Below are 25,973 nucleotides of genomic sequence, written 5' to 3'. Positions count from 1 at the left end.
CCGTCCCTGCCCTGCCCCGCCGGGCCCTAGTAGCCCGCGCTGGATGCGCGTTTCAGCCTGCCGTCCTTCGCCTTCGGGTCCTTGTAACGGCCCTCGAACTCGAACCCGGCGTCGAGCGACGCCAGTGGCGTCGGGGACAATCCGTAGGTCGATTTGCGGAGGAATTCCATAAGCTCTCGAGCATCCGACGCGCGGGGTCCAATCTCCTCCGGCGGAATGGGCCGTCCGATCACCAGCCGGACGGGCTTGTCGACGCGCCGGCGGAACTCGCGGATCAGAAGACCCATGCGCAACGTCGTGTGCAGGTGCGAGGCCAGCTGGAAGAGCCGCGAGTTGTGTCCGTCGAAATAGATCGGCACCACGGTCGCGCCGGACTTGGCGATCATCCGCGCGGTGAAGCTGCGCCAGCCGGGGTCCATCGGCCGCCGGAACGGCTTGGCCGCCGTCGACACGGTGCCGCCCGGAAAGATCCCGATCGCGCCGCCCGCGCCGAGATAGCGCAGCGCCTCCTTGCGGGTCTCGAGGTTCTGCTGCACCGCCTCCTTGGTCTCGTCGAAGCTGATCGGCAGGATCACCCGGTCGAGATCCTCGGCCCGGCGGAAGACGCGATGCGCGAGGATGCGGAAATCGCCCCGCGTCACCGACAGAAGATGCCCGAGGATCAGTCCGTCGAGGATGCCGTAGGGATGGTTCGCGACCACGACCAGCGGCCCCTCGCGCGGGATGTCGGTCAGCGCCCCGCCCACGACGTCGAGCCGCAACCCGTAGCGCTCGACCATCACCTCCCAAAAATCGCGGCCCTGGGCGACCTCGTCCTGGTAGCCCTTCGCGCGCCGGATCAGACGTACACGTCCGGTGGCGTTCTCCATCAGCCGGATGAGCGCGCGGCCTCCCTTGGTCTGGGCGGAATAGGAATAGGATATGTCCCGGGCGACCTGACGCGTGTCGGGCATCGGAACGGGGCCTCCTCTGGCATCTGGCACGTTACGGCTGCTTGCAACAAAGTCGTGACGCTTGTGTAAAAGTCGGCCCCCGATTTTCGGAACCGCGGCGTCGCGGATCATAGCAGCCTTCGCACCGGTGAACATAGGCGCGCCAGCCTCTGCCGGGGATGCGCGGCGATACCGCGCATCCCCGAGGTGCAGCCTATTCCGCCGCCTTCGCCATGGAGGCGCCGCCGTCGCGCAGCACGGCCAGAAGCTCCTCGCGGCGCTTCTCGGCCTTCTCGGCGTTGGCCTGCTTCACCGGCCCGAAGCCGCGGATCGACAGCGGCAGCTCGGCGAGAGCGGCGAGCGGCTCGCGCATCGTCTCGGAGAGCTTCGGCAGCCACTCGGCCATGTCGGCCTCGTATTGCGTGATGAGCGCGCGCTCCATCTTCCGCTCCTCGGACCGGCCGAACGGGTCGAGCGGCGTGCCACGCAGCGCCTTCAGCCGCGCCAGCAGCTTGAAGTTCCGCAGCATGCCCTCGCCGTATTTCTTCTTGATCGGCCTTCCGTCCGAGCCCTCCTTGCTCATGATCGGCGGCGCGAGGTGGAAGGTCATCTTGAAGTCGCCCTCGAACGCCTCCTCGGCGCGCTGCCGCGTTTTCAGATGCAGCCGAGCGACCTCGTATTCGTCCTTGTAGCTCAGCACCTTGTGGTACCCGAGCGCGACCGCCTCCTTGAGCTTGCGGTCCTCGATCCCGTCCAGCATCCGGCGATAGCGCCTGGCGAGCCGCTTGCCCTGGTACTCGACCAGATGCGCCTCGCGGAAGGCGATCCGCTCGTCCAGCGTCTTCGGCCGCTCGACCACGTTCGGCGACGCGATCCGCGCTGCCTCCTCGGGATGCTCGACCGCCCAGCGCCCGATCTCGAAGGCCCGCTTGTTGCCCTCGACCGCCGCGCCGTTGAGCTCGATCGCCTCCATCAGCGCGTCCTTCGGCAGCGGCACGAGACCGCGCTGCCAAGCCGAGCCGAGCAGCATGACGTTCGAGAAGATGGAATCGCCCATCGTCGCCCGCGCGAGGTCCGATGCGTCGTAGAGGCTGAGCCGCTCCTTCATCCGCCGCTCGAGCGACAGCTTCAGCCGGTCGCCGGGCAGCGTGAACTCGGTGTCGCGGGTGAAATCGCCGGTCACCGTCTCGTGGCTGTTGACCACCGCGCCCGTGCGGCCCGTCGCGCAGAGCCCCAGCGTCTTCGACCCGGCGCTCACCACGAGATCGCCGCCGATCAGCGCATCGGCCTCGCCGGTCGCGACGCGCACCGCGCTGATGTCGTCCGGCTTGTCGGCGAGCCGCAAATGGATATGCACGGCGCCGCCCTTCTGGGCGAGGCCCGCCATCTCCATCATGCCCGCGCCCATGCCGGCGAGCTGCGCCGCCTGAGCCATGACCGCACCCACGGTCACGACGCCGGTGCCGCCGACGCCGGTGACGATCACGTTCCAGGTCTTGTTTATCGATGGCACCTGCGGATCGGTCAGATCCGGCAGGTCGAGCGCCGTCGTCGCGCCCTTGCGCACCTTGCCCCCCTCGAGCGTCACGAAGGACGGACAAAACCCCTTGAGGCACGAGAAGTCCTTGTTGCAGGCCGATTGATCGATCTCGCGCTTGCGGCCGAACTCGGTCTCCTTCGGGGCGATGGCGACGCAGTTGGACTGCACCCCGCAATCGCCGCAGCCCTCGCAGACATCGGTGTTGATGAAGACGCGGGTGTCGGGGTCGGGGAACTCGCGGCGCTTCCTCCGCCGCCGCTTCTCGGCCGCGCAGGTCTGCACATAGATGATGGCCGTGACGCCCGGCACCTCGCGCAGCTCCTTCTGCACCGCGTCCATGTCGGCCCGCTCGTGCCAGCCGACAGATTTGGGGAACTCCGAGCGCTCGGGCTCTTCCTTCTCGTCGAAGACCACCTCGATGCGGCCGACGCCCATCGCGTCGAGTTCCTTCGCGATCCGGTCCGGCGTGAGCCCGCCCTCGTTCTTCTGCCCGCCGGTCATGGCGACGGCATCGTTGTAGAGGATCTTGTAGGTGATGTTGGTCCCAGCCGCGAGCGCCGCCCGGATCGCCTGCACGCCCGAATGGTTGTAGGTCCCGTCGCCGAGGTTCTGGAAGACATGCGCCGTCCTGGAGAACGGCGCCTCCCCGATCCAGTTCGCGCCCTCGCCGCCCATATGGGTGAAGCCGGTCGTGTTCCGGTCCATCCACTGCACCATGTAGTGGCAGCCGATCCCGGCATAGCCGCGCGAGCCCTCGGGCACCTTTGTCGAGGTGTTGTGCGGGCAGCCGGCGCAATAGTAAGGCAGCCGCGCCGCAATCTCCTCGGCATTGTCCGCTTTCCGCGCCTCGGCCAGCGTGGAGAGTCCCGCCTTCACACCATCGGTCCCCCGGCCCTCCTCGATCAGGATCTGCCCGAGCTTCTCGGCGATCCAGACCGGGTCGAGCGCGCCACGCGTCGGGAACAGCTCCTCGCGGTGCATGCCGCCCGCGCCGCCCTTGTACCAGCCGTAGACCCGGCGGCCCTGCCGGTCGTCGAAGATCGCTTCCTTGACCTGCACCTCGATCAGCTTGCGCTTCTCCTCGACGATGACGATCAGATCGAGCCCCTCGGCCCAGTCGTGAAAGCCCTGCATGTCGAGCGGGAAGGTCTGCCCGACCTTGTAGGTGGTGATCCCAAGCCGCTCCGCCTCCGCCTCGTCGATCCCGAGAAGCGTCAGCGCATGGGTGAGGTCGAGCCAGTTCTTGCCCGCCGCGACGAGGCCGATCTTGGCCCCGGGCTTGCCCCACACCCGCCTGTCCATGCCGTTGGCGCGGGAGAACGCCTCGGCCGCGTAGCGCTTGTAGTCGATCATCCGCGCTTCCTGCGCGTGCGGCGTGTCGCCGAGCCGGATGCTCAGCCCGCCCTCGGGCATGGCGAAATCGGGCGGCATGACCAGCTGCATGCGGTCCGGACGGCCATCGACCACAGCCGTCGCCTCGACCGTGTCCTTCATCGTCTTGAGACCGACCCAGAGCCCCGAATAGCGCGAGAGCGCATAGCCGTAGACCCCGTAATCGAGGATCTCCTGCACGCCCGCGGGCGAGACGACAGGCATGTAGGCATCGACCAGCGCCCATTCCGACTGGTGCAGCACCGTCGAGCTTTCGCCCGTGTGGTCGTCTCCCATCGCCATCAGCACACCGCCATGCGGCGAGGTGCCCGCCATGTTGGCGTGGCGCATCACGTCTCCGGACCGGTCCACACCGGGCCCCTTGCCGTACCAGAGGCCGAAGACACCGTCGTAATTGCCCTCGCCGCGCAGCTCCGCCTGCTGGGAGCCCCAGAGCTGCGTTGCCGCGAGATCCTCGTTCAGGCCCTCCTGGAACAGGACGTTGGCCCCGCTCAGCCATTTCTGGGCCTTCTTCATCTGCAGATCGACCGCGCCGAGCGGTGATCCGCGATATCCGGTGACGTAGCCCGCCGTGTTCAGTCCCGCCGCCTCATCGCGTGCCTTCTGCAACAGCATGAGACGAACGAGCGCCTGCGTGCCGTTCAGAAGCACCGTGGGCTTGCTCACGTCGAACCGGTCGTTCAGAGAAATATCCTGCGTCGTCATCTGGCGCCTCCCCTCGCCTAATGAACTGGCTGTTAAGGAATCTAGGTCAAAATAGCTGACCCTGACAGGACTTTTTCAGGAACTTTCTGCACTGCAGCATAGTATTTTCAACGTATGTCCATTATTTCCGAACCCGAACGCGCACCTGCCCGAAAGTTGATCCGATGGATTGGGACAAGCTCAGAATCTTTCACGCGGTGGCCGATGCCGGCTCGCTGACCCATGCCGGCGACGCCCTGCACCTGTCGCAATCGGCGGTCTCCCGCCAGATCCGCGCGCTCGAAGAGTCGCTGAACACGACCCTTTTCCACCGCCACGCGCGGGGGCTGATTCTCACCGAGCAGGGCGAGCTGCTGTTCGACGCGACCTCCTCGATGGTCAAGCGCATCGACGCCGCCACAGCCCGCATCCACGACAGCGAGGAGGAGGTCTTCGGCCAGCTCCGCGTCACGACCACGACCGGCTTCGGCTCGCTCTGGCTCGCGCCGCGCCTGTCGAAGCTCTACGAGAAGTATCCCGAGCTCAACATCGACCTCATGCTTGAGGAGCGCGTGCTCGACCTGCCGATGCGCGAGGCCGACGTCGCGATCCGGATGAAGGAGCCGAGCCAGGCCGACCTCATCCGCAAGCGGCTGATGTCGGTCAAGATGCGCCTCTACGCCTCGCCCGACTATCTCGACCGCTTCGGCACGCCGCGCAGCCTCGAGGATCTCGAGGCGCACCGCCTGATCTGCCAGAACCCGCGCACCAACCAGGTGACCGCCGGGCTGCAGCTGGTGCAGGAGCTGATGACCCACGAGATCCACGGCACGCTGACGGTGAACAACTATTTCGGCGTCCTGCAGGCGGTGATCTCCAATCTCGGCATCGGCGTTTTGCCCGATTACATCATCGAGGATTTCCCCTCGGTCGTGCGCGTCCTGCCCGAGATCGAATCGAACGAGGTCCCGGTCTTCCTCGCCTATCCCGAGGAACTGCGCGCCTCGAAGCGCATCGCCGCGTTCCGCGACTTCGTGCAGGAAGAGATCGTCGCCCACCGCACCAGCCGGAAGGCGATGGGCGCGGAGTGATTTCGTGACTTGCGCGAGACGCATAGCGGCAATGCCGCCGCATCGCGGCGCTTTCGCTTGTCCGACTCAAAACCGATCACTATTTCAGCTTTCGAACGATGGGGCGCTCAGACGCGCATCATCTTCATACCTCCCTGTTGGACTTCGGCCGAGCTTTATGCTCGGCCTTTTTTTTGCGCATTGCCCGTTCCGCCCCCTCCGCAGGGGGCCACACCCCGTCCGCCGCTCTATCTGAGAGCGTCATGAAGACCGCCCTGCGCCTCCTCGCCGCCCTTCTCGCCCTGCCGCTCCTCCTCGCCTGCGCCCTGCACGTCGCGCATTCGGGAAGCGCGTCCCCCCGCCCAAGGCGGACGGAGCCTTCCGCGCCGCGACCCTCAACGTCCACTACATCTGGGGCCGCCGCGCGACCGGACCCTGGTCCGTCGGAGACTGGGAGGCCCGCGCGCCCTCGCTCGCCGCCGCGGTCGCGGCCACGGACGCCGACCTCATCGCCTTCCAGGAAATGGAAACCTTCTCGGGCGGCAACAGCGACGAAACCAACCTCGCCCGCGACTACCTCCTCGAACGCTTTCCCTCCTACGAGGCCGCCGCGATCGGCGACTGGCGCGAATTTCCCTCGACCCAGCCGATCTTCTACCGGCCCGAGACGCTCACCCTGCGCGACGAAGGCTGGTTCTTCTTCTCCGACAGCCCCGACGAGATCTATTCCCGCACCTTCGACGGCTCCTATCCCGCCTTCGCGTCGTGGGCCGAGTTCGAAACCCCCTCGGGCGCCCGCTTCCGCGCCATCAACGTGCATCTCGACGCAGGCAGCGGTGAGAACCGCCTACGATCGGCAGAGCTGATCGCGGACCGCATCGCGTCCTTCCCCGAAGGCGTGCCGGCCCTCCTCCTCGGCGATCTCAACGCCCGCGCCGGCTCCCGCACGGCAGGCATCCTCGAGAACGCCGGTCTGACCTTCGCCCCCGTCCCCGGCGCGACCTTCCATTTCGACCACGGCATCAACCTCTTCGGCGCGATCGACCACATCGCCACCGGCCCCGGCCTGCGCCTCGCGGCGGGCCCCGTCGTCCTGCGCGAACGGTTCGAGGGCGACTGGCCGTCCGACCATTACCCCGTCGTCGCCGACATCACCGCGCGGGCGGCAGCGAATAGGTAAGCGAGGCGCGCGCCACAGGCTCCGCCATCCCTTCCGAGTAGAGCAGCACGTCGCAGACCGACAGCACCCGCCCGAGCTTCAGCAGACGGCATTCCGCCAGCACGTCCGCGCCCGACACCGGTTTCCTCATGAAGTCGATCGAACAATTCGTGGTGACCGCCAGCGCCTCCTTGCCGATCCGCGCCATGGTGGCCACGTAGGCGGCGACATCGGCGAGCCCGAACATCGCCGGACCCGACACCGTGCCGCCCGGCCTCAGATGCCTTTCGTCCGCGAAAAGCCGCATCACCAGCAGATCCTCATCGAGCCGGTCGATCCCGAACATGCCCTTCACCTGCGGGAACACCTCGTCGAGGAACCCCGCCATCTCCTCCGCGCCGATCCTGATCGTCATGGTGTCCTTGTCCTCCCGCGTCTCCGCCGCCTAGGCTGCCGCCCGGGACACGGGAGGACAAGATGGCCCTGATCGAACGTTACGACAAAGGCGCCGTGCGGCACCTGACGCTGAACGCGCCCGAAAAGCTCAACGCGCTCTCGGACGAGATGCTCGCCGCGCTGATCGCCGAATGCGACGCGCTCGAGGCGGACGACGGGATCCGCGTCGTGACCCTCGGCGGCGCAGGCAAGGCGTTCTGCGCCGGGCACGACCTCAAGCAGATGCAGGCCGCGCGCCAGTCCGAGGATGGCGGCCGCGCCTATTTCGCCGATCTCTTCGCGCGCTGCAGCGCGGTCATGCAGCGCCTCCAGCAGATCCCCCAGCCGGTCATCGCCCGCGTGCACGGCATCGCCACCGCCGCCGGCTGTCAGCTCGTCGCCACCTGCGACATGGCGGTCGCGGCGGAAGGCACGCGCTTCGGCGTCAACGGCGTAAATATCGGCCTCTTCTGCTCGACGCCCATGGTCGCCCTCTCGCGCAACGCCCCCCGCAAGCATGTCTTCGAGATGCTGACCACCGGAGAGTTCATCGAGGCCACGCGCGCCCGGGAGATCGGCCTCGTCAACCGCGTCGTGCCCGAAGCGGATCTCGACGCCGAGACCGAGGCCCTCGCGACCATCGTGGCCGGCAAGCTCGGCGCCGCGGTCCGCATCGGCAAGCAGGCCTTCTACCGTCAGGCCGAGCTGCCGCTCGCCGAGGCCTACGCCTATACCGGCGCCGCGATGGTCGAGAACATGCTGGACGAAGACACCTCCGAGGGGATCACCGCCTTTCTCGAGAAGCGCAAGCCAAACTGGACCCGATGACCCCGTGACAAGGCCCGTCTCAATGCCTATCTCGGCGCCATGACAGAAGAGCTTCACATCGTCGGCGGCGGCATGGCCGGATCCGAGGCCGCATGGCAGGCCGCCAATGCGGGCGTGTCCGTGGTCCTGCACGAGATGCGCCCCACCCGCGGCACCTTTGCCCACAAGACCGGCAACCTGGGCGAGATGGTGTGTTCCAACTCCTTCCGCTCGGACGATCACGAGAACAACGCGGTCGGCCTTCTCCACTGGGAGATGAAGGAAGCCGGCGGCCTCGTGATCTCGACCGCCTACAAGCGCCGCCTGCCCGCCGGCGGCGCGCTCGCCGTCGACCGCGATCCCTTCGCCGAGGACATCACCGCGGCGCTCAAGGCGCATCCGAACATCCGGATCTCCAACGAGGAAGTCACTGAGCTTCCCGATCAGGGCCAGTGGATCTTCGCCACCGGGCCGCTCACCTCGGACGCGCTCGGTCAGGCCATCGCCCGCGAGACCGGGACCGAGGCGCTCGCCTTCTTCGACGCCATCGCGCCCATCGTCTATGCCGAGAGCATCGACATGTCGAAGGCGTGGATGCAGTCGCGCTACGACAAGGGCGAGACCGAGGACGAGCAGCGCGCCTATCTCAACTGCCCGATGGACCGCGAGACCTACGAGGCCTTCATCGACGCGCTCGTCGGCTCCGACAAGACCGAGTTCCACGAGGGCGAGACCGCGAACTACTTCGACGGCTGCCTGCCGATCGAGGTCATGGCCGAGCGGGGCCGCGAGACGCTGCGCCACGGTCCGATGAAGCCCGTCGGTCTCACCAACCCGCACCAGCCCGACGTGAAGCCCTGGGCGGTCGTGCAGCTTCGCCGCGACAACGCGCTCGGCACGCTCTTCAACATCGTCGGCTTCCAGACCAAGATGAAATACGGCGCGCAAGCCGATGTTCTGCGTATGATTCCGGGGCTGGAAGAGGCCCGCTTCGCCCGTCTCGGCGGCATCCACCGCAACACCTTCCTCAACTCGCCGACGCTGCTCGACGATCAGATGCGCCTGCGCTCCAAGCCGAACATCCGCTTCGCCGGACAGATCACCGGCGTCGAGGGTTATGTCGAAAGCGCCGCGATGGGCCTGCTCGCGGGCCGCATGGCCGCCGCCGACGCGACCGGCGTGCCCGTCGCCGCCGCGCCGCAGGACAGCGCCCATGGCGCGCTCGTGCACCACATCACCGGCGGCGCCGAGGCCAAGACCTTCCAGCCGATGAACGTCAATTTCGGCCTCTTCCGCCCGCTCGAAGGCATGCGCGGCGGCCGTCGCGGACGCCGCGAGCGCTACAAGGCCTACACCGATCGCGCCAAGGCCGCGTGGTCCGACTGGATCGCAGGCCAGACGCCTGCCGCCGCAGCGGAGTAATGACATGAACTACGTTCTCGCCCTCTTCCTGCCGCCGCTCTCGATCCTGCTGACCGGCCGCCTTCTGACATCGATCGTCGTCTTCGTGATCTGGATCCCCGCGATCCTCTTCTCGGGCGGGCTCACCCATCCGATGTTCATCCTCCTCGCCTGGATCCTGATCTACCAGTCCGGCGAAGAGCGTCGCGCCCGCCGCTACGGGTACGACGACTGATCTTGCGCACCCGCTTCGCGCCGTCCCCCACCGGGCCGCTGCATCTCGGCCATGCCTATTCGGCCCTGCTCGCCTCGGACATGGCCCACGCGGCGGGCGGCGCGTTCCTGCTGCGCATCGAGGACATCGATCAGAGCCGTTCCCGCCCCGAATGGGATCGGCAGATCGAGGCTGACCTTCGCTGGCTCGGCCTCACCTGGCCCGAGCCCGTCCTGCGCCAGTCCGAGCGCCTGCAAACCTACCGCGGCGCGCTCCAGACCCTCTGGTCCCGCGGACTGCTCTATCCCTGCACCTGCCGCCGCCGCGACATCGTGGAGGCGCTCGGCGCGCCGCAGGAAGGCGTCCCGCACGGGCCCGACGGGTTGATCTATCCCGGCACCTGCCGTGCCGAGACGCCGCCGTCAGGCCCTCTGCCTGACGGTGTCGCGCTCCGCCTCGACATGCGCCGCGCGCTCGACGCCGCCGGCCCGGCGCCGCTGACCTTCGCGGAAACCGGAAAGGCACATCAGGAGATCGCCACAAACCCCTGCGATTACGTCGAAAAGATCGGAGACATCGCCGTCGCCCGCAAGGACATGAGCACGTCCTACCACCTCTCCGTCGTGCTCGACGATGCGGCGCAGGGCATCACCCATGTGGTCCGCGGAGAGGATCTCTTCGATGCCACCGCGATCCACGTCCTGCTGCAGCGGCTCCTCGGGCTGCCGACACCCGTCTACCACCACCACCGACTGATCCGGGACGAACACGGAAAGCGGCTCGCCAAGCGCGACGATTCCCGCGCCATCGCCACCTACCGCGACGAGGGCCTCGGTCCGGAGGACATCCGCCGCCTCGTCGATCTGCCGGAACTCACGCCACCGGCGCCATGATCTCCACCGCATCGCCCTCGCGCACGGCGGTGTAGAAGCAGCTCCGCCGGTTCGTGTGGCAGGCAGGCCCCGTCTGGCGCACGATCACCAGCAGCGCGTCGCCGTCGCAATCGATGCGCAGATCGACCAGCTCCTGCACATGGCCCGAGCTCTCGCCCTTGACCCAGAACGCCTGACGCGAGCGCGACCAGTAGGTCACGCGCCCGGTCTCCAGCGTCTTTTCGACCGCCTCGGCGTTCATCCACGCCATCATCAGGACGGCGCCGTCCACCTCGTCCTGCGCGATGACCGGGATGAGGCCGCGCTCGTCATAGACCAAGGTCGAAACGTCGAAGCTCATAAAGCGATTTCCTTTTGCATGCGCCGTTTGCGTGCCTATCTAGGGATGAGCACGATCAGGGGAAAGCCATGCCCGGCGACAGCGAACTCATCAAGCTCTACTCCCAGCGCATCCTCGCGCTCGCGGCCGACATCCCGCGGACCGAGCGACTGGAGAGCCCGGATGCCACCGTCAAGAAGCGCTCGCCGCTCTGCGGATCCACGGTCACCGTGGACCTGACGATGAGGGACGGCCGCGTCGCCGATTACGGCCAGGACGTGAAGGCCTGCGCCCTCGGCCAGGCCGCGGCCTCGGTCGTCGGCAACGCCATCGTCGGCCAGAGCGCGGACGAGATCCGGGCCGCGCGCGATGCCCTCCGCGCGATGCTCAAGGAGGACGGCCCGACGCCGCCCGCTCCCTTCGACGGGCTCGAGGTGCTGCGCCCGGCGCAGGACTACAAGAACCGCCATGCGTCGATCCTGCTCGCGCTCGACGCCGCGACCGAGGCCGCCCACGACGCCGAGGCGCGCCAGACCGCTTAACCCTTTCTTGCGCTTTGCCCGCTACACCCGCCCGGGCAAGATGAGGCGCGGGCGCACATGCATCACGACCGAAGAGCGGTGCATCGTCGCGCTGGCGACCAGGAGGACAAGTCGCGCGGGCTCGCCAGCCTGACCAACGACGCCCTTGTCCTCGGGCGGGATCTTGTGACGATCAACGCCGTGCTCACCGACGTCGAGGCAAGACGCGCGAACCTGCTCGCGCTGCTGTCCGGCGTCGAAGGAGCGACCACGCGGCTCGGCACCGCGACCAGCCGGGTCTCGACCCGCAGCGAGCGGGGCATGGAGACCGCGCGCCAGGCGCAGGAGGACGTCCGCCAGTCCATCTCGATCCTGAGCGAGACCGGCAACGAATCCCGCACTCTCGCGGAGTGGGTGCAGTCGGTCCGCCGCGGCTCGGACGATGTCGACGACATGCTGACCGCGGTCGGCCGCACCAACGGCGAGATCGCGTCGATCGCCAGCCATGTGAACATCCTCGCCATGAACGCCAAGATCGAAGCGGCGCGCGCCGGTCAGGCCGGCGCCGGCTTCGCCATCGTGGCCGAGGCGATCAACGAGCTCAGCCACAAGACCAAGCTCGCCGCCGACGACATCACCCGAATCGTGCAGCGCATGAGCGACTGGATGAACGCGCTGCGGTCGGGCGCCGTCACCACATCGGCCACCGCCGCCGCCCTTCTCGGCCGGGCCGAGGAGAGCGACGCCGCGCTCGCCCGCATCGACGGCAACGTCACCGCGCTGCAGGACGCCATGCACGAGATCCGGGACGAGATCCGCGCCACAGACGACGCGGTGCAGAACCTCTCTCCCGCCATCGGGGAAATGGTCTCCTCGCTCGGAGGCCTCGCCGAAGCGCTCGGCACCTCCACCAAGCGCAGCGCGGCGCTCGTCGATATCTCCGAAGGCATCATGCAGAAGGTGGTCGGGCTCGGCGGCGACGGTGTCGACGGCGCCAATATCGGCCTCGTCCGCGAACTCGCCGCCGAGATCGGCGCGGCCTTCGAGCGGGCCATCGCGGCGGGCGAGATCTCGGGTGCCGCGCTCTTCGACACGCGCTACACCCCCATCCCCGGCACCGATCCCCAGCAGGTCCGCGCCGCCTTCACCGATTTCACGGACCGCATCCTGCCTCCGATCCAGGAGCCGGCGCTCTCGCGTGTGCCGGGCGCGGTGTTCTGCGCGGCGGTCGACCGGAACGGCTACCTGCCCACGCACAACAGGAAGTTCTCGCAGCCGCAGGGCAAGGATCCGGTCTGGAACGCCGCCAATTGCCGCAACCGCCGCATCTTCGACGACCGCGTCGGACTCAAGGCCGGGCGCAGTACCGCGCCCTTCCTGCTGCAGATCTACCGCCGCGACATGGGCGGCGGCACCTTCGCGATGATGAAGGACCTCTCCGCGCCGATCCACGTCTCGGGCCGGCATTGGGGCGGGCTCCGGCTCGCCTACCGGCTCTGACGAAAAAAGCCGCCGCACTTCGATCGAAGGCGGCGGCAAGGCGCGTGTCTTGTGGTCAGATCGGCCGAGCGGGGCGCGGGGACAACGCGCCGGGATCCGCGGGTCACATCAGCTTGGGGACGGTGAGCAACCGGCAGCCGGCACAAGCAACGCAGGCAGGAAACTCAGAGATGAAGGGCGGCGACGAGCATCACGCCCAAGGCGACGACCCCGACGAGGTCCTTCAGGATCATCGCCTCGGAGCGGCGGATCGGTGCAGTGATCTGTTCGAGCATCGTGGCCTCCATCCTTCTGTTGCCACTTTGTTCTCACATGTTCCGAGTCGGGTAAAGAACTTTTTAAGAACATTCGCGAACGAGGTGAGAAACCGGGCTATCCGACCGCGATCAGCCGGATCGCCTCGTCCTGCCGCATCAGCCACAGAAGCAGCCGCGCCGCCCGTCCCCGCGCGTTCTCGAGTGCCGGATCGTCGGTCAGCAGCTTGCGCGCATCGCTCTGCGCCAGCGCCATCAGCCCCGCCTGATGGTCGAGGTCGGCGATCCGGAACCGCGGCACGCCCGATTGCGCCGTCCCGATCACGTCGCCCGACCCGCGCATCTCGAGATCGACCTCGGCGATGCGGAACCCGTCCTCGGTCTCGCGCAGCGTCGTCAGGCGCTTCTCGCCGGTCTCGGACAGCGGCGGCTGGTACATCAGCAGGCAGGTGGAAGCCGCCGAGCCCCGGCCCACGCGCCCCCGCAGCTGGTGCAGCTGCGCGAGCCCGAACCATTCCGCGCGCTCGATCACCATGATCGAGGCGTTGGGCACGTTCACCCCGACCTCGATCACCGTCGTCGCCACCAGGACCGAGGTCTCGCCCGCGACGAACTTCGCCATCGCCGCGTCCTTCTCGGCGGGCGGCATCTGTCCGTGCACGAGCCCCACCACGCCCTCGCCGAGCGCCGCGCGCAGGTGCTGGAACCGCTCGGCGGCCGCGGTCAGGTCGACCGTCTCGCTCTCCTCGACGAGCGGGCAGACCCAATAGGCTTGCCGGCCCTCGGCAACCGCGCGGCGCAAATGCTCGACCACCTCGTCCATGCGCTCGGTCGAGGTCAGCGCCGTCTTCACCGGCTTGCGCCCCGGCGGTTTCTCGTCGAGCACCGAGACGTCCATGTCGCCGTATTGCGCCAGCGCGAGGCTGCGCGGGATCGGCGTCGCGGTCATCACCAGAACGTCGACCGCCGCACCCTTCTGCCCGAGCCGCAGCCGCTCGCGCACGCCGAAGCGGTGCTGCTCGTCCACCACGGCGAGGCGCAGGTCGCGAAAGGCGACGTCATCCTGAAAGACCGCGTGCGTGCCGACCAGCACCTGGATGTCCCCGCGCTCGAGCGCCGAAAGCTTGGCGCGCCGCTCCGTCCCCTTGTCGCGCCCCGTCAGCAGCTCCAGCACGACCCCCGCGCTCTCGGCCAGCGGGCGCAGGCTTTCGAGATGCTGCCGCGCGAGAATCTCGGTCGGCGCCATCATCACGCCCTGCCCGCCCGCCTCGACCGCAACGAGCAAGGCGGCGAAGGCGACCAGCGTCTTGCCAGAGCCCACGTCACCCTGAAGCAGCCGGTTCATCCGCTCGGGCGCGGCCATGTCGGAGGCGATCTCGTCCATCGCGCGGCCCTGCGCGCCGGTCGGTCGATAGGGCAGCTCCACCAGCACCCGCTTGCGCAGGTGCCCGTCCCCGACGCTCGGCGTGCCGCGCCGACGCCGCCGCGCCATCCGCGCGAGCGCCAGCGTCAGCTGATGCGCAAAGAGCTCGTCATAGGCGAGCCGGCGCCGCGCGGGCGCATCCGGCGTCAGCTCCGCCGCGCCGCCGGGGGCATGGGCGGCGGCGACGGCCGCGTGCCATGACGGCCAGCCCTCCTTCGCCATCAGTCCCGGATCGATCCATTCCGGCAGGTCCGGCGCACGCGCGATCGCGTCGGCGGCGGCCCGCACCATCTGCTTGCGCGTCACGCCCGAGGTCAGCGGATAGACCGGCTCGAACTCGGGCAGCGTGCCGGCCTCCGCGGGCGGCAGGACGTGATCGGGATGCACCATCTGCGCGACCCCGTCGAAAAGTTCGACCCGGCCCGAGAGCACCCGTCGCTCTCCCGGCGGCAGGATCCGCGTGAGGTAATCGCCGCGCGCATGGAAGAACACGATCTGGAACGAGGTCTGCGAATCCTCGGCCTCGATCCGGTAGGCGCCGCCCTTGGTGCGCGGAGGCCGGTGCTGCCCGATCTCGGCCTCGACCGTCAGCACGCCCGGCAGGTCCGCGCCCCGGATCGACGGACGTATCCGCCGGTCGATCCCCGAATGCGGCAGCGTGAAGAGCAGATCGCGCGGCGCCGCGATCCCCATCGTCTCCATCGCCTGCGCGGTCTTGGGCCCGATCCCGTCGAGCCCGGTCGGCGCCGCGAAGAGCGGAAACAGGATTTTCGGCCGGCCCGTCATCCCTCGCCGACGAGGGCGAGCCAGGCATCCTCGTCCATGATCTCGAGCCCAAGCTCGCGCGCCTTCTTTTCCTTGGACCCCGCGCCCGGCCCGGCGACGACGATGTCGGTCTTGGCCGAGACCGAACCCGACACCTTGGCGCCGAGCGCCTCGGCCCGCGCCTTGGCCTCGGCCCGCGTCATCCGCTCGAGGCTGCCGGTAAAGACAACGGTCTTGCCTGCGACGGGCGATCCGTCGGTCTGCGGCCTTGCGGCCTCCTCGACCTCGAGATGCGCGAGCAGCCGCTCGATCGACGCGCGCTCGGCGTCCTGGTTCACCGTCGCGACCAGCGATTGCGCCAGGACCTGCCCGATCCCGTCGATTCCGTTCAGTTCGTCCCAGGCCGCACCCTCCATCGGGGCGGCCTCGCGCATCGCGGCATCGAAGGCCGCCCAGGTGCCGTAATGGCGCGCCAGAAGGTTGGCGTTGACCTCGCCCACATGCCGGATGCCGAGCGCGAAGATCAGCCGGCCGAGCGGGATGCGCCGCCGCTCGTCGATGGCGGCAAAGAGGTTCTGCGCCGATTTCTCGCCCCAGCCCTCGCGGTTCTTGAGCTGGCGGCCACCCTGCCCGTACCGCTCTCGCAGCTCGAAGATGTCGACGGGCTCCCTGATCCAGCCGTCGCGGTAGAACTGCTCCACCTGCTTCGATCCCAGCCCCTCGATGTCGAAGGCCGCGCGGGAGACGAAGTGCTTGAGCTTCTCGACCGCCTGCGCGGGGCAGCTCATGCCCCCCGAGCAGCGTCGCACCGAATCGCCCTCCTCGCGAATCGCGTCCGAGCCGCATTCCGGGCAAACCTCGGGAAACGCGTAAGGCTCCGATCCCTCGGGCCGCTTCGAGAGATCCACGTCGGCGATCTTCGGGATCACGTCCCCCGCGCGGTAGACCTGCACCCAATCGCCTTCGCGGATGTCTCGGCCGCCGCGGATCGGCTCGCCCCTGGAATCGCGCCCCGCGATGTAATCCTCGTTGTGCAGCGTCGCGTTCGAGACGACGACGCCGCCGACCGTCACCGGGGTCAGCCGCGCCACCGGCGAGAGCGCGCCGGTGCGCCCGACCTGGATCTCGATCGCCTCGAGCCGGGTCCAGGCGAGTTCGGCCGGAAACTTGTGCGCGATCGCCCAGCGCGGCGTCGTGGAGCGGAAGCCGAGCCGCCGCTGCAGCGCGAGATCGTCCACCTTATAAACGATGCCATCAATATCATAATCTAGCGTGGAACGCTGCTCCTCTAACTCTTTATAATACGAAATTAAATCGTCCGGGCCACAGCACTTTCGGAACAGCTCATTCGTAACAAACCCCAAGCTCTTAAGCCAAATCAGCAACTCACTTTGGGTTTCAACTGTCAGACCGTGAACTTCACCTAATGCGTACGCGAAAAATTTGAGCGGCCGCTTAGCGGTTATGGCCGGATTAATTTGACGCAGTGACCCGGCAGCTGCATTTCTTGGATTGGCGAAAGAGGCTTGGCGCTCTTCAACGCCACGTTCGTTCAAAGCCGCGAAATCCGTTTTTCGCATATAAACTTCCCCTCGCACCTCCAAAACGCTCAGCTTTGATGGAATGCTTTGAGGAATCTCAGCGATAGTCTTCGCATTTTCAGTGATATCTTCACCCACACGCCGATCTCCCCTAGTGGCGGCGTGCTTTAACTTACCATACTCGTATCGAACCGAAACGGACAGTCCGTCGATCTTGGGGTCAGCCACATACTCGATATTTTTGTTGGCTTGAATATTTAAATATTTTTTGATTCTTTTATCAAAATCAAAAACCTCACTCTCGCTGAAAAGATTTTCTAGAGAGAGTAAAGGAACAGTGTGGCTAATTTTCCGGAAGCCTAACGCAGGTTCAGCTCCAACACGCTCGCTGGGACTGTCCTCACGCTTGAGGCCCGGAAACCGCGCCTCGATCTCGGCGTTGCGCCGCTTCAAGCGGTCGTAGTCTGCATCGGTCAGCTTCGGATCGTCGCGGCCGTGGTAGGCGTCGTTGGCCTCCAAGAGGATCCGGGCCAGCCGCTCGAGCTCCTCGCGCGCGCCCGCCTCGTCCAGCGCCTCCACCGCGATCTCGCCCTGCGCCATCTGTCCGCTCCGTCACGTCGCCCTGCCTTGCCGGGCAAGTGATAGGCGCGCGGCGCGCGAGGGTCCAGTGGGGGTCAGGCGCCGAGGGCGATGGCGCCGGACGCGTCGGCGCTGCGGATGTCGGGATCGCGCAGCACGTAGCCCCTGCCCCAGACCGTCTCGATGTAACTGGGATCGCCCGTCGCCTCGGCGAGCTTCTTGCGCAGCTTGCAGATGAAGACGTCGATGATCTTGAGCTCGGGCTCGTCCATGCCGCCATAGAGATGGTTGAGGAACATCTCCTTGGTGAGCGTCGTGCCCTTGCGCAGGCTCAGCAGCTCCAGCATCTGGTATTCCTTGCCCGTGAGGTGCACGGTCTGCCCGTTCACGTCCACGGTCTTGGCGTCGAGATTGACGTTGATCTTGCCGGTCCGGATGACCGATTGCGCATGCCCCTTCGAGCGGCGGATGATCGCATGGATGCGCGCCACCAGCTCGTCGGCGTGGAAGGGCTTCGTCAGATAGTCGTCGGCGCCGAAGCCGAAGCTCTTGAGCTTGCTCTCGGTGTCGTCGGCGCCCGACAGGATCAGGATCGGCGTCGAGATGCGCGCCGTGCGCAGCTTGCGCAGGACCTCGTGACCGGTGATGTCGGGCAGCGTGATGTCGAGCAGGATCAGGTCGTAGTCGTAGAGCTTCGCAAGATCGACGCCCTCCTCCCCCATGTCGGTCGCGTAGACGTTGAGGTTGGACCGCGTCAGCATCATCTCGATGCTCTTCGACGTGGTCGGGTCATCTTCGATCAGAAGGACACGCATCGCCCGTCTCCGTACTACAACTGTGATGACTCATAACTGAAGCCTAATGTTTAACTTAGAATTACTGGTGCTCGCTTGGTTCAGGTTAACGTCAGCACTCACTCAAAGTAAACTTATAATGAACACACTCACGTCATAGTTGTCTGTACTTCCGCACCGCCGTCGCCTTCAGCGCGCCCTCGCCGTGATGCGCCATCGCGCGGATCCAGCCGCGCAGCTCCTCTTCGCTGAGCCGGTAGCGCTCGCGCGCCTGCTCCTCGGTCAGAAGGCCGTAGAGCACCGCCCGCACCACCGCGGCCTTGCGCGAGGCGACCCAGCGCAGCGTCTCCTTCGGCGGCAGGTCGGCGCGGGTCATGACCGACCCGTCGGGAAGCGTGACTGCGCGCGGACCATCAACTTTCTTGAGATACATGCTGCGACATCCGTGACTGACGGCAGCACCTTGCACCGGCGCACTTAATGCGGCATGAAACGCGCCCTTGAGAAAACTTTGCATTTTCCTATATTCCGGCCGCAATCCAAGGAGAGTGTCATGCCCCTCGACCAAGGTCAGCTGAATTCGCTGGGCCTGCCCAAGCCCCCGTCGCAGACCCGCGTGGTGGTCGCCATGTCGGGTGGCGTCGACAGCTCCGTCGTCGCGGCGAAGCTGGCCGAAGAGGGCTACGACGTCGTAGGCGTGACCCTTCAGCTCTACGACCACGGCGCGGCGCTCGCCAAGAAGGGCGCCTGCTGCGCGGGCCTCGACATCCACGACGCCCGCCGCGTGGCCGAACGCATGGGCTTTCCCCATTACGTGCTCGACTACGAGAACATCTTCCAGGACGCGGTCATCGACGAGTTCGCCGACAGCTACCTCGCGGGCGCAACGCCCGTGCCCTGCATCCGCTGCAACGAACGGGTGAAATTCAAGGACCTGCTCGAGACGGCCAAGGACCTCGACGCCGATTGCATGGCGACGGGGCACTACATCCAGCGCAAGCCGGGCGCGACCAAGGCCGAGCTGCACCGCGCCGCCGACGCCGTGCGCGACCAGTCCTACTTCCTCTTCTCCACCACGCAGGAGCAGCTCGACTACCTGCGCTTCCCGCTCGGCCATCTCGTCTCCAAGGACGAGACGCGCGCGCTTGCCGCCCGCTACGGCCTGCCGGTCGCGGACAAGCCCGACAGCCAGGACATCTGCTTCGTGCCGAACGGCGACTACGCCTCGGTGATCGAGAAGCTGCGCCCCGGCGCCGCCGATCCGGGCGAGATCGTGCATGTCGACGGCCGCGTCCTCGGCAGCCACGAGGGCGTCATCCACTACACGATCGGCCAGCGCCGCGGCCTCGGCATCGGCGGCCTCTCGGAGCCGCTCTACGTGGTGAAGCTCGACGTCGAGAACGCCCGCGTCGTGGTCGGCCCGAAGGAGATGCTCGCGACGCGGAAGATCCCGGTCCGCGAGATCAACTGGCTGGGCGACGCGCCCCTCACCTCGCGCGAGGAATGGCACGTGGCCGTGAAGGTCCGCTCGACCCGCCCGCCCCGCGAAGCGATCATCCGCCCGATCTCCGAGACCGAGGCCGAGGTGGAGCTCGTCACCCCCGAGGAAGGCGTCTCCCCGGGCCAGGCCTGCGTCTTCTACGACGAGGAGAGCACCCGCGTCTTCGGCGGCGGCTGGATCTGGCGCGGCTACTGAACACCCGTCTCCGTCGCGGGGGCCCTCTCGCATGACCTGATCGTGGGGCGCCCTGCGCATCGCAGACACCATCGGCGATACCTTGCCTAAGACCTGACCCGTGCGGCGAAATTCTCTTCGCCGGCGGGCAGCCCGCCGCTTGCCGGAGCGCCCCGGACACCCCATGTGAGCGCCGGGCGTCACTCGAACCGCGCGGTCGCGGCTCCGCCCGAGGAGGTCTCGCGGGGCGCCTTCCGCTCCGGCTGTCCTGTCATGCAATCCCTTGTCGCTGCGGCCATATCGCCGCCCATGCGGTCCGTTCCGTTCACCCGGTGGCGGCGCATCGCCTTTGCCATATCGCTCTTCCTTCTCGCGGCGACCGTCGCCCTGGTCGCGGTCCGGGGCTTTTCCCTCGGTCTCGATTTCACCGGCGGGCTGGCGCTCGAGGCGCGGAGCGCGGTGCCCTTCGACACCGCCTCGCTCCGCGCCGCCCTCGCCGCGTCCGGCCACGCCGATGCGGTGATCCAGCTGACCGATGCCGGACGGTCGGTCCTCGTCCGCATCCAGGACGCGGATGGCGCGAGCGCCGAGGCCGTGCGCGCCGCGCTCGGCCCCGCCGCCCGCATCGTGAGCGAGGACAGCGTCGGGCCCAAGGTCTCGGGCGAGCTCCTCCGCTCCGGGCTCCTCTCCTGCCTGCTCGCGGTCAGCGCCATCGCCATCTATGTCTGGTGGCGGTTCGAGGTCCGCTTCGGGCTCAGCGCCTGCCTGACGACGTTCCACGACGTGGCCATGATGCTCGGCTTCTTCGCCCTGACCGGCCTGACCTTCGATCTGACCAGCGTAGCGGCGCTGCTGCTCGTGGCTGGGTACTCGATCAACGACACGGTGATCGTCTTCGACCGCATCCGCGAGGAGCGCGGCCACTACGGCGCGATGCCCCTTCCCGAGGTGATCGACCTCGCCATCACCGACACGCTCCGGCGCACGCTGATGACCTCCGGCACGACGCTCGCGACCACGATCTCGCTGATGCTCTTCGGAGGGCCGGTGCTCTTCGGCTTCGCGGCCGCGACGACCTTCGGCATCGCGCTCGGCACGCTGTCGAGTATCTTCATCGCCGCGCCGCTGCTTCTCGTGCTGCCTGGCCCGGTCGACACCGCCGCCAAGGCGGCGCCGGACGAGGCGTTCCGGCCGTGACCGACATGCCCTATCCGGTTTCGGCCGAGCCCGGGGAGCCGCGCTTTTCAGACCTGCTCCGCTCTCTTGGCGAGGGCACTACGACCGAGCGCATGTCGGTCGGCGCGCTCATCGCGGGCCTCGGCCGGCGCGGTCACGGCGCGCTGCTGATCGTCCTCGGCGCCCCGAACGTCCTGCCGCTCCCGGTGCCGGGCCTGTCGCTCCTCGCCGGGCTGCCGCTCCTCTTCCTGACGCTGCAGATCGCCGCCGGACGCCCGACGCCATGGGTGCCGGACTGGCTCGCGCGGCGCACCATCGGCGCGGCGGAGTTCCGCCGCGCGGCCCTCGCCATCGCCACTCGCCTCGCTCGTCTCGAACGCATCGTCAGACCGCGCTGGCCGGCCCTCACGACCGGCTGGCCGCGCCGCGCGCTCGGCCTCTTCAGCCTGCTCCTCGCGGTGACGCTGTTCCTGCCGCTGCCCCTCGGCAACGCGCTGCCGGGCCTCTCCCTCGCCCTCATCGGCCTTGCGCTGATCGAACGCGATGCGGTCGTCGCCGCCTGCGGCATCGCGATCGGCCTTGTCGGGCTGGCGGTGATGTCGGCGGCGAGCGCTGCGATCGTCAGCGCAACCGTCCTTCTCGTGGCGGAACTGCTGTCGTGACGGCCCTCTCCGGGTGCGGCCCTGCGCGGATGCATGCGCAGGCCCGCAGGGGCGCTCTGGACGATGCGCCGGTTATCGTGCCCTTTGCGCCCGCGGCCGCTTGCATGTAGCGGTACCGCCATCACACGGCCTGAAGCACAAGGTGCCGCTACATGAGTTCAGATTTCGCGACCTGTCGTCTTGACCGGGACGGCCCCCGCCGCCGGTCGCGCGTCGCCCCCAGATACCGCAAGGACGGGTACGAGGAGGCCTTCGACGACCGGACGCTCTGGTTCGACGCGATCTGGCAGGACGGCACCGTCACGCTCGTCTGCCCGCGCCTCAACAACCTCGCCGCAATGGTCAGCAAGGGGGCCTTCGCGCTCGACGGCATCGCCACGCCGACGAAGATCCGCACCTTCTACCGCCACAGCCTCGTCCTCCTCAGAAGCCCGCACCCGCCGGCCCGCGTGTCCTTCGCGTCCGAGGCATTCCGCCTGGAAACGCCGGTCCACGAAGCCATGCCGGGGCGCTTTCGCAACCGCAACGTGATCGTCACGATGTCGAAGGACAACGAGCTCGCCTGGATCGAAGATTTCGCCCGCTTCCACGCCGAGACCCAGGGCGCCGAGGGGATCGTCTTCATCGACAACGGCTCGGCGCTCTACGGGACCCGAGACATCGAGCGCGTCCTCGACCGGACCGGCCTCGATCCGCTCGTGCTTTGCACCGGGCTGCCATTCGGACCGCGCGGCCGCAGCCCCTATGGCAACACCGAGCTCTTCCTGCAGACCTGCGCGCTCAACGCCGTGCGCCTGCGGTATCTCCGGGACGCCCGCGCGGTCCTCTGCTGCGACATCGACGAGCTTGTGCTCGGCCGCACGCCGGTGTCGATCTTCGACGCCACATGGCACAGTACGTTCGGACTAGTCCGCTTCGGCGGAGAATGGCGCTACGCCCCGCACGCGCCCCGCAACGGCATCGTCCGCCACGACGACCACCGCTTCCTCGCTCCCGGCAAGAGCGCGTGCCCCCCGAAATGGTGCGTGCGGCCGAGCGGCCCATTGGGCGATCTGCAATGGCGGCCGCACATCCTCGAAGGCTTCGCCTTCAATTGGGCGTTCCGCTCCCGGAAGTTCGCGTTCCATCACTGCCGCCAGATCACCACGGGCTGGAAGCGGGAGACCGCGGCGCCCGAGATCGCACGCCTCGTTCCGACGAGACCCGCCCGGCAGATCGCGGACCAGACGGCGCGGAAAGCAGTTGCTCGCCCGGTCCCGCGTCGGGTCCATCAGTCCGGCCCGAGGCAGAAGGTCCGAGATTTCGGCGAAAGATCGTCGCGGCGCTTCTTCGGGCTGCGTCCGGCGCTCAAGACGGCCAGCCTCGCGCTCGCCCTCTTCATCGGTCTCGCCACGGAAGAGGCCATCGACAACGATCCGGTCAGCCAGGAAATCGCCTATCTGATGCAGGGCTTCCAGAACTGACGGAGATGCGCGGCGATTGCTCTGGGGACCGCTCCGGAGCGGCCGCGCCCCGAAGAGCGCCCTGCCGCCGCATTCTTCTGCGGCGGCGAAAGCGGTGCGCCCCGGCCCTCAGCCGTTCGCGGCGAGCGCGGTCCGGTGCGAGGTCAGCTCCTCGGCGACGAGGAACGCCAGCTCGAGCGATTGCGAGGCGTTGAGCCGCGGATCGCAGGCGGTGTGGTAGCGGTCCGAGAGGTTCTCGTCCGACACCGCCTGCACGCCGCCGGTGCATTCGGTCACGTCGAGGCCGGTCATCTCGAAATGCACGCCCCCCGGCACCGTGCCCTCGGCCCGGTGCACCGCGAAGAAGTCGCGCACCTCGCGCAGCACCGCGTCGAACGGCCGGGTCTTGTAACCCGAGGCCGACTTGATCGTGTTGCCGTGCATCGGATCGCACACCCAGGTGACGTTCGCGCCCTCGGAGCGCACCGCCTCGATCAGCCGCGGCAGGTGCTCGGCGGTCTTGCCCGCGCCGAACCGCGCGATCAGCGTCAGCTTGCCCGCCTCGTTCGAGGGGTTGAGCCGCGCCATCAGCACCTTGAGATCGTCCGCCGTCAGCGACGGGCCGCATTTCAGCCCCACCGGGTTCAGCACGCCCCGCGCGAATTCCACATGCGCGCCGTCCGGCTGCCGCGTGCGGTCGCCGATCCAGATCATGTGACCCGAGCCCGCGAGCCACTTGCCCGAGGTCGAATCGAGCCGGCAGAGCGCCTCCTCGTATTCCAGCAGCAGCGCTTCATGCGACGTGTAGAAATCCACCGTCCGCAGGTTGTGGTTGGTGTCGCTCTCGAGCCCCGCCGCCTTCATGAAGTCGAGCGTGTCCGAGATCCGGTTCGCCATGTCGCGATAGGCCGCGGCCTTCTCGCTCTCGGTGAAGCCGAGCGTCCAGGCATGCACCTGATGCACGTCGGCATAGCCACCCGTCGAGAAGGCGCGCAGAAGGTTCAGCGTGGCGGCCGCCTGCGTGTAGGCCTGAAGCATGCGCTTGGGATCGGGGATCCGCGCCTCGGGCGTGAAGGCGAGCTCGTTGATGATGTCGCCGCGGTAGGACGGCAGTTCCTGCCCGTCCTTGGCCTCGGTCGGCGCAGAGCGCGGCTTGGCGAACTGGCCCGCCATCCGGCCGACCTTCACCACCGGCACCTTCGCGCCGTAGGTCAGGATCATCGCCATCTGCAGCATGACCTTGAACGTGTCGCGGATCGCGTCGGCCGAGAACTGGTCGAAGGCTTCGGCGCAGTCGCCGCCCTGCAGCAGGAACGCCTCGCCCCGCCCCGCGGCCGCGAGGTCGCGCTTGAGGCTCCGGGCCTCGCCGGCAAAGACGAGCGGCGGATACTTCGACAGCTGGGCCTCCACGGCCTTCAGCGCGCTGTCATCGGTATAATCCGGCATCTGCACCCGCGGTTTCTCGCGCCATGCCGATTTCTGCCACTCCGTCATCGTCTCTCTCCCGGTCGAGCTCTGCCCCTCGCTTGGGCCGTTGCGTCAGCGTCCCCGGTCTATAACGAAGCTGTGCTGCACTGGCCAGAACCGAAATATCCCTCCCCGCTTGACGCGGCCCGCGATGTCTGGACTCTGACCCGTCAACCGGAACGCGTTCGGTTTGTGTGTCAATGAGGTGTTGCATGGGCCATGAAGAGCCTGCCGTCGAGATCGCCGGAGCGGTCAAGACGCGCCGCTTCGTGTTCGTGCTGCTGCCGAACTTCACCCTCATCAGCTTCGCTTCCTCGGTCGAATGCCTGCGGATCGCCAACCGCATGGCGGGCCGCCAGCTCTATACGTGGAGCCTCGTCGGCGAAGGCGGCGGCACGGTCACGGCCTCGGCGGGCGTGGTCTTCCAGCTCGACGGCGACCTGCCCGATCTCACCCGCGACGACACCGTGATCGTCTGCGGCGGCCTGCGCGTGCGCGACGCCATCACCAAGAAGCTGATGGGCTGGCTCCGGCGCGAGAGCCGCCACGCGCTGACCCTCGGCGCGGTCTGCACCGGCACGCAGGTTCTGGCCGAGGCGGGGCTTCTCGACGACCGCCGCGCCGCGATCCACTGGGAGCATCACGACAGCTTCGCAGAGGAATTCGACGAGGTGATCCTGTCGAAATCGGTCTTCGCGATCGACGGCAACCGCATCAGCGCCGCCGGCGGCACCGCCTCGATCGACCTCATGCTCAAGCTCCTGGCCGAGCATCACGGGGCGGACCTCGCTAATGCCGTCGCGGACCAGCTCATCTATTCCTCGATCCGCACCGACCAGGACCAGCAGCGCCTCTCGGTGCCGACCCGGATCGGCGTGCGACACCCCAAGCTCGCCGAGGTGATCCACAAGATGGAGGCCCATATCGAGGAGCCGATCAGCCCCGCGACGCTCGCGACTCAAGTCGGAATGTCCACCCGCCAGCTCGAGCGGCTGTTCCGGCGTTATCTCAACCGCAGCCCCAAGCGCTACTACATGGAACTCAGGCTCCAGAAGGCGCGCAACCTGTTGATGCAGACCGACATGAGCGTGATCAACGTGGCGCTCGCCTGCGGCTTCGCGAGCCCGTCGCACTTCTCCAAGTGCTACCGCGCGCATTACGAGACGACCCCCTACCGCGAGCGGGGCAGTCACGGCCCGCGCGGCCAGGCCTGAGCGGCGCCTTACCTTGCGTCGAGGGCCCGGTCTGCGCCGCAGGCGGCCCTCACTTCCTCTTTACTTCGGCAATATCCCGCTTCTAGGCTCCGCGCAGGACAATGGTCCACACAG

The 25,973-nt window shown here is 67.6% G+C and carries 22 protein-coding genes; 13 read left to right on the top strand and 9 right to left on the bottom strand.

Features of this window, described 5'->3' with window-relative positions:
* Positions 1–26 precede the first annotated feature (26 nt).
* Positions 27–953 carry a lysophospholipid acyltransferase family protein gene (locus tag OCH239_RS05415; protein WP_037259686.1) on the bottom strand — a complete coding sequence of 309 codons (927 nt, stop codon included), beginning with the start codon at positions 951–953 and terminating at the stop codon, positions 27–29.
* Positions 954–1,146: 193 nt separating this feature from the next.
* Positions 1,147–4,569 carry an indolepyruvate ferredoxin oxidoreductase family protein gene (locus tag OCH239_RS05410; RefSeq protein ID WP_037259684.1) on the bottom strand — a complete coding sequence of 1,141 codons (3,423 nt, stop codon included), beginning with the start codon at positions 4,567–4,569 and terminating at the stop codon, positions 1,147–1,149.
* Between the two features lie 164 nt (positions 4,570–4,733).
* Here OCH239_RS05410 and OCH239_RS05405 point away from each other — a divergent pair, with 164 nt between their 5' ends.
* Complete coding sequence (locus OCH239_RS05405; protein ID WP_037259682.1) at positions 4,734–5,639, top strand: LysR family transcriptional regulator; 906 nt, start codon at positions 4,734–4,736, stop codon at positions 5,637–5,639.
* 298 nt (positions 5,640–5,937) lie between these two features.
* On the top strand, positions 5,938–6,798 hold the full coding sequence (locus OCH239_RS05400; protein WP_341871944.1) for an endonuclease/exonuclease/phosphatase family protein: 861 nt from the start codon (positions 5,938–5,940) through the stop codon (positions 6,796–6,798).
* Here OCH239_RS05400 and OCH239_RS05395 read toward each other — a convergent pair.
* Entirely contained in the window at positions 6,770–7,192 is a 423-nt protein-coding gene (locus OCH239_RS05395; protein ID WP_037259680.1) for a PaaI family thioesterase, read from the bottom strand. The genes OCH239_RS05400 and OCH239_RS05395 overlap by 29 nt on opposite strands.
* Positions 7,193–7,254: 62 nt before the next feature.
* Between OCH239_RS05395 and OCH239_RS05390 the strand changes: the two genes are divergently transcribed.
* The 4 genes from OCH239_RS05390 to gluQRS are packed head-to-tail and all read left to right on the top strand — an operon-like array spanning position 7,255 to position 10,527.
* Positions 7,255–8,040 carry an enoyl-CoA hydratase gene (locus OCH239_RS05390; protein ID WP_037259678.1) on the top strand — a complete coding sequence of 262 codons (786 nt, stop codon included), beginning with the start codon at positions 7,255–7,257 and terminating at the stop codon, positions 8,038–8,040.
* A gap of 39 nt (positions 8,041–8,079) precedes the next feature.
* On the top strand, positions 8,080–9,441 hold the full coding sequence (trmFO, locus tag OCH239_RS05385; protein WP_037259676.1) for a methylenetetrahydrofolate--tRNA-(uracil(54)-C(5))-methyltransferase (FADH(2)-oxidizing) TrmFO: 1,362 nt from the start codon (positions 8,080–8,082) through the stop codon (positions 9,439–9,441).
* Between the two features lie 4 nt (positions 9,442–9,445).
* Entirely contained in the window at positions 9,446–9,655 is a 210-nt protein-coding gene (locus OCH239_RS05380; RefSeq protein WP_037259674.1) for a hypothetical protein, read from the top strand.
* Positions 9,656–9,657: 2 nt separating this feature from the next.
* Entirely contained in the window at positions 9,658–10,527 is an 870-nt protein-coding gene (gene gluQRS, locus OCH239_RS05375) for a tRNA glutamyl-Q(34) synthetase GluQRS (protein WP_037259671.1), read from the top strand.
* On the opposite strand, the gene hisI is transcribed toward gluQRS, so the two are convergent.
* Complete coding sequence (gene hisI / locus OCH239_RS05370) at positions 10,508–10,867, bottom strand: phosphoribosyl-AMP cyclohydrolase (protein ID WP_037259670.1); 360 nt, start codon at positions 10,865–10,867, stop codon at positions 10,508–10,510. The two genes, gluQRS and hisI, sit on opposite strands and share 20 nt — an antisense overlap.
* 68 nt (positions 10,868–10,935) lie before the next feature.
* On the opposite strand from hisI, the gene OCH239_RS05365 reads away from it, so the two are divergent.
* Together OCH239_RS05365 and OCH239_RS05360 are read left to right on the top strand one after the other, a co-directional pair.
* Positions 10,936–11,388, top strand: coding sequence for an iron-sulfur cluster assembly scaffold protein (locus tag OCH239_RS05365; protein ID WP_037259668.1), 453 nt, complete (start codon positions 10,936–10,938; stop codon positions 11,386–11,388).
* A 78-nt stretch (positions 11,389–11,466) separates the two neighbouring features.
* Complete coding sequence (locus tag OCH239_RS05360) at positions 11,467–12,867, top strand: methyl-accepting chemotaxis protein (protein WP_037259957.1); 1,401 nt, start codon at positions 11,467–11,469, stop codon at positions 12,865–12,867.
* 372 nt (positions 12,868–13,239) lie between these two features.
* Here OCH239_RS05360 and recG read toward each other — a convergent pair whose 3' ends face one another.
* The 4 genes from recG to sciP form a co-directional block, all read right to left on the bottom strand.
* A complete protein-coding gene (recG, locus tag OCH239_RS05355) occupies positions 13,240–15,330 on the bottom strand; it encodes an ATP-dependent DNA helicase RecG (RefSeq protein ID WP_037259666.1) in 2,091 nt (696 codons plus the stop codon).
* A complete protein-coding gene (gene ligA, locus OCH239_RS05350; protein WP_037259664.1) occupies positions 15,327–17,450 on the bottom strand; it encodes an NAD-dependent DNA ligase LigA in 2,124 nt (707 codons plus the stop codon). Before ligA ends, recG begins: the two co-directional genes overlap by 4 nt.
* 74 nt (positions 17,451–17,524) lie before the next feature.
* Positions 17,525–18,244: a response regulator transcription factor CtrA gene (gene ctrA, locus OCH239_RS05345; protein WP_037259662.1), complete on the bottom strand. Its 720-nt coding sequence runs from the start codon at positions 18,242–18,244 to the stop codon at positions 17,525–17,527.
* Between the two features lie 133 nt (positions 18,245–18,377).
* The gene (gene sciP, locus OCH239_RS05340) at positions 18,378–18,656 is read right to left on the bottom strand and encodes a CtrA inhibitor SciP (RefSeq protein WP_037259660.1); all 279 of its coding nucleotides are present in this window, start codon (positions 18,654–18,656) and stop codon (positions 18,378–18,380) included.
* Positions 18,657–18,776: 120 nt separating this feature from the next.
* Between sciP and mnmA the strand changes: the two genes are divergently transcribed.
* The 4 genes from mnmA to OCH239_RS05320 all read left to right on the top strand — a co-directional run bounded on the left by mnmA (position 18,777) and on the right by OCH239_RS05320 (position 23,199).
* Positions 18,777–19,919, top strand: coding sequence for a tRNA 2-thiouridine(34) synthase MnmA (gene mnmA / locus OCH239_RS05335; protein ID WP_037259659.1), 1,143 nt, complete (start codon positions 18,777–18,779; stop codon positions 19,917–19,919).
* A 165-nt stretch (positions 19,920–20,084) separates the two neighbouring features.
* Positions 20,085–21,095 (top strand): protein translocase subunit SecF, encoded by a 1,011-nt coding sequence (secF, locus tag OCH239_RS05330; protein ID WP_051489319.1) that lies wholly within the window; start codon positions 20,085–20,087, stop codon positions 21,093–21,095.
* A gap of 5 nt (positions 21,096–21,100) precedes the next feature.
* On the top strand, positions 21,101–21,736 hold the full coding sequence (locus OCH239_RS05325; protein ID WP_244430312.1) for an exopolysaccharide biosynthesis protein: 636 nt from the start codon (positions 21,101–21,103) through the stop codon (positions 21,734–21,736).
* Between the two features lie 152 nt (positions 21,737–21,888).
* Positions 21,889–23,199, top strand: coding sequence for a hypothetical protein (locus tag OCH239_RS05320; RefSeq protein ID WP_037259658.1), 1,311 nt, complete (start codon positions 21,889–21,891; stop codon positions 23,197–23,199).
* Positions 23,200–23,307: 108 nt separating this feature from the next.
* Here the strand turns inward: OCH239_RS05320 and OCH239_RS05315 are convergent, their stop codons facing one another.
* The gene (locus OCH239_RS05315; protein WP_037259657.1) at positions 23,308–24,672 is read right to left on the bottom strand and encodes a class II 3-deoxy-7-phosphoheptulonate synthase; all 1,365 of its coding nucleotides are present in this window, start codon (positions 24,670–24,672) and stop codon (positions 23,308–23,310) included.
* A 185-nt stretch (positions 24,673–24,857) separates the two neighbouring features.
* Between OCH239_RS05315 and OCH239_RS05310 the strand changes: the two genes are divergently transcribed.
* Positions 24,858–25,859 carry a GlxA family transcriptional regulator gene (locus tag OCH239_RS05310; protein WP_051489317.1) on the top strand — a complete coding sequence of 334 codons (1,002 nt, stop codon included), beginning with the start codon at positions 24,858–24,860 and terminating at the stop codon, positions 25,857–25,859.
* Positions 25,860–25,973: the final 114 nt, after the last annotated feature.

This window comes from Roseivivax halodurans JCM 10272 (assembly GCF_000521785.1).
GTDB classification, from domain to species: domain Bacteria; phylum Pseudomonadota; class Alphaproteobacteria; order Rhodobacterales; family Rhodobacteraceae; genus Roseivivax; species Roseivivax halodurans.
This window is presented reverse-complemented; position numbering and strand designations above follow the sequence as displayed.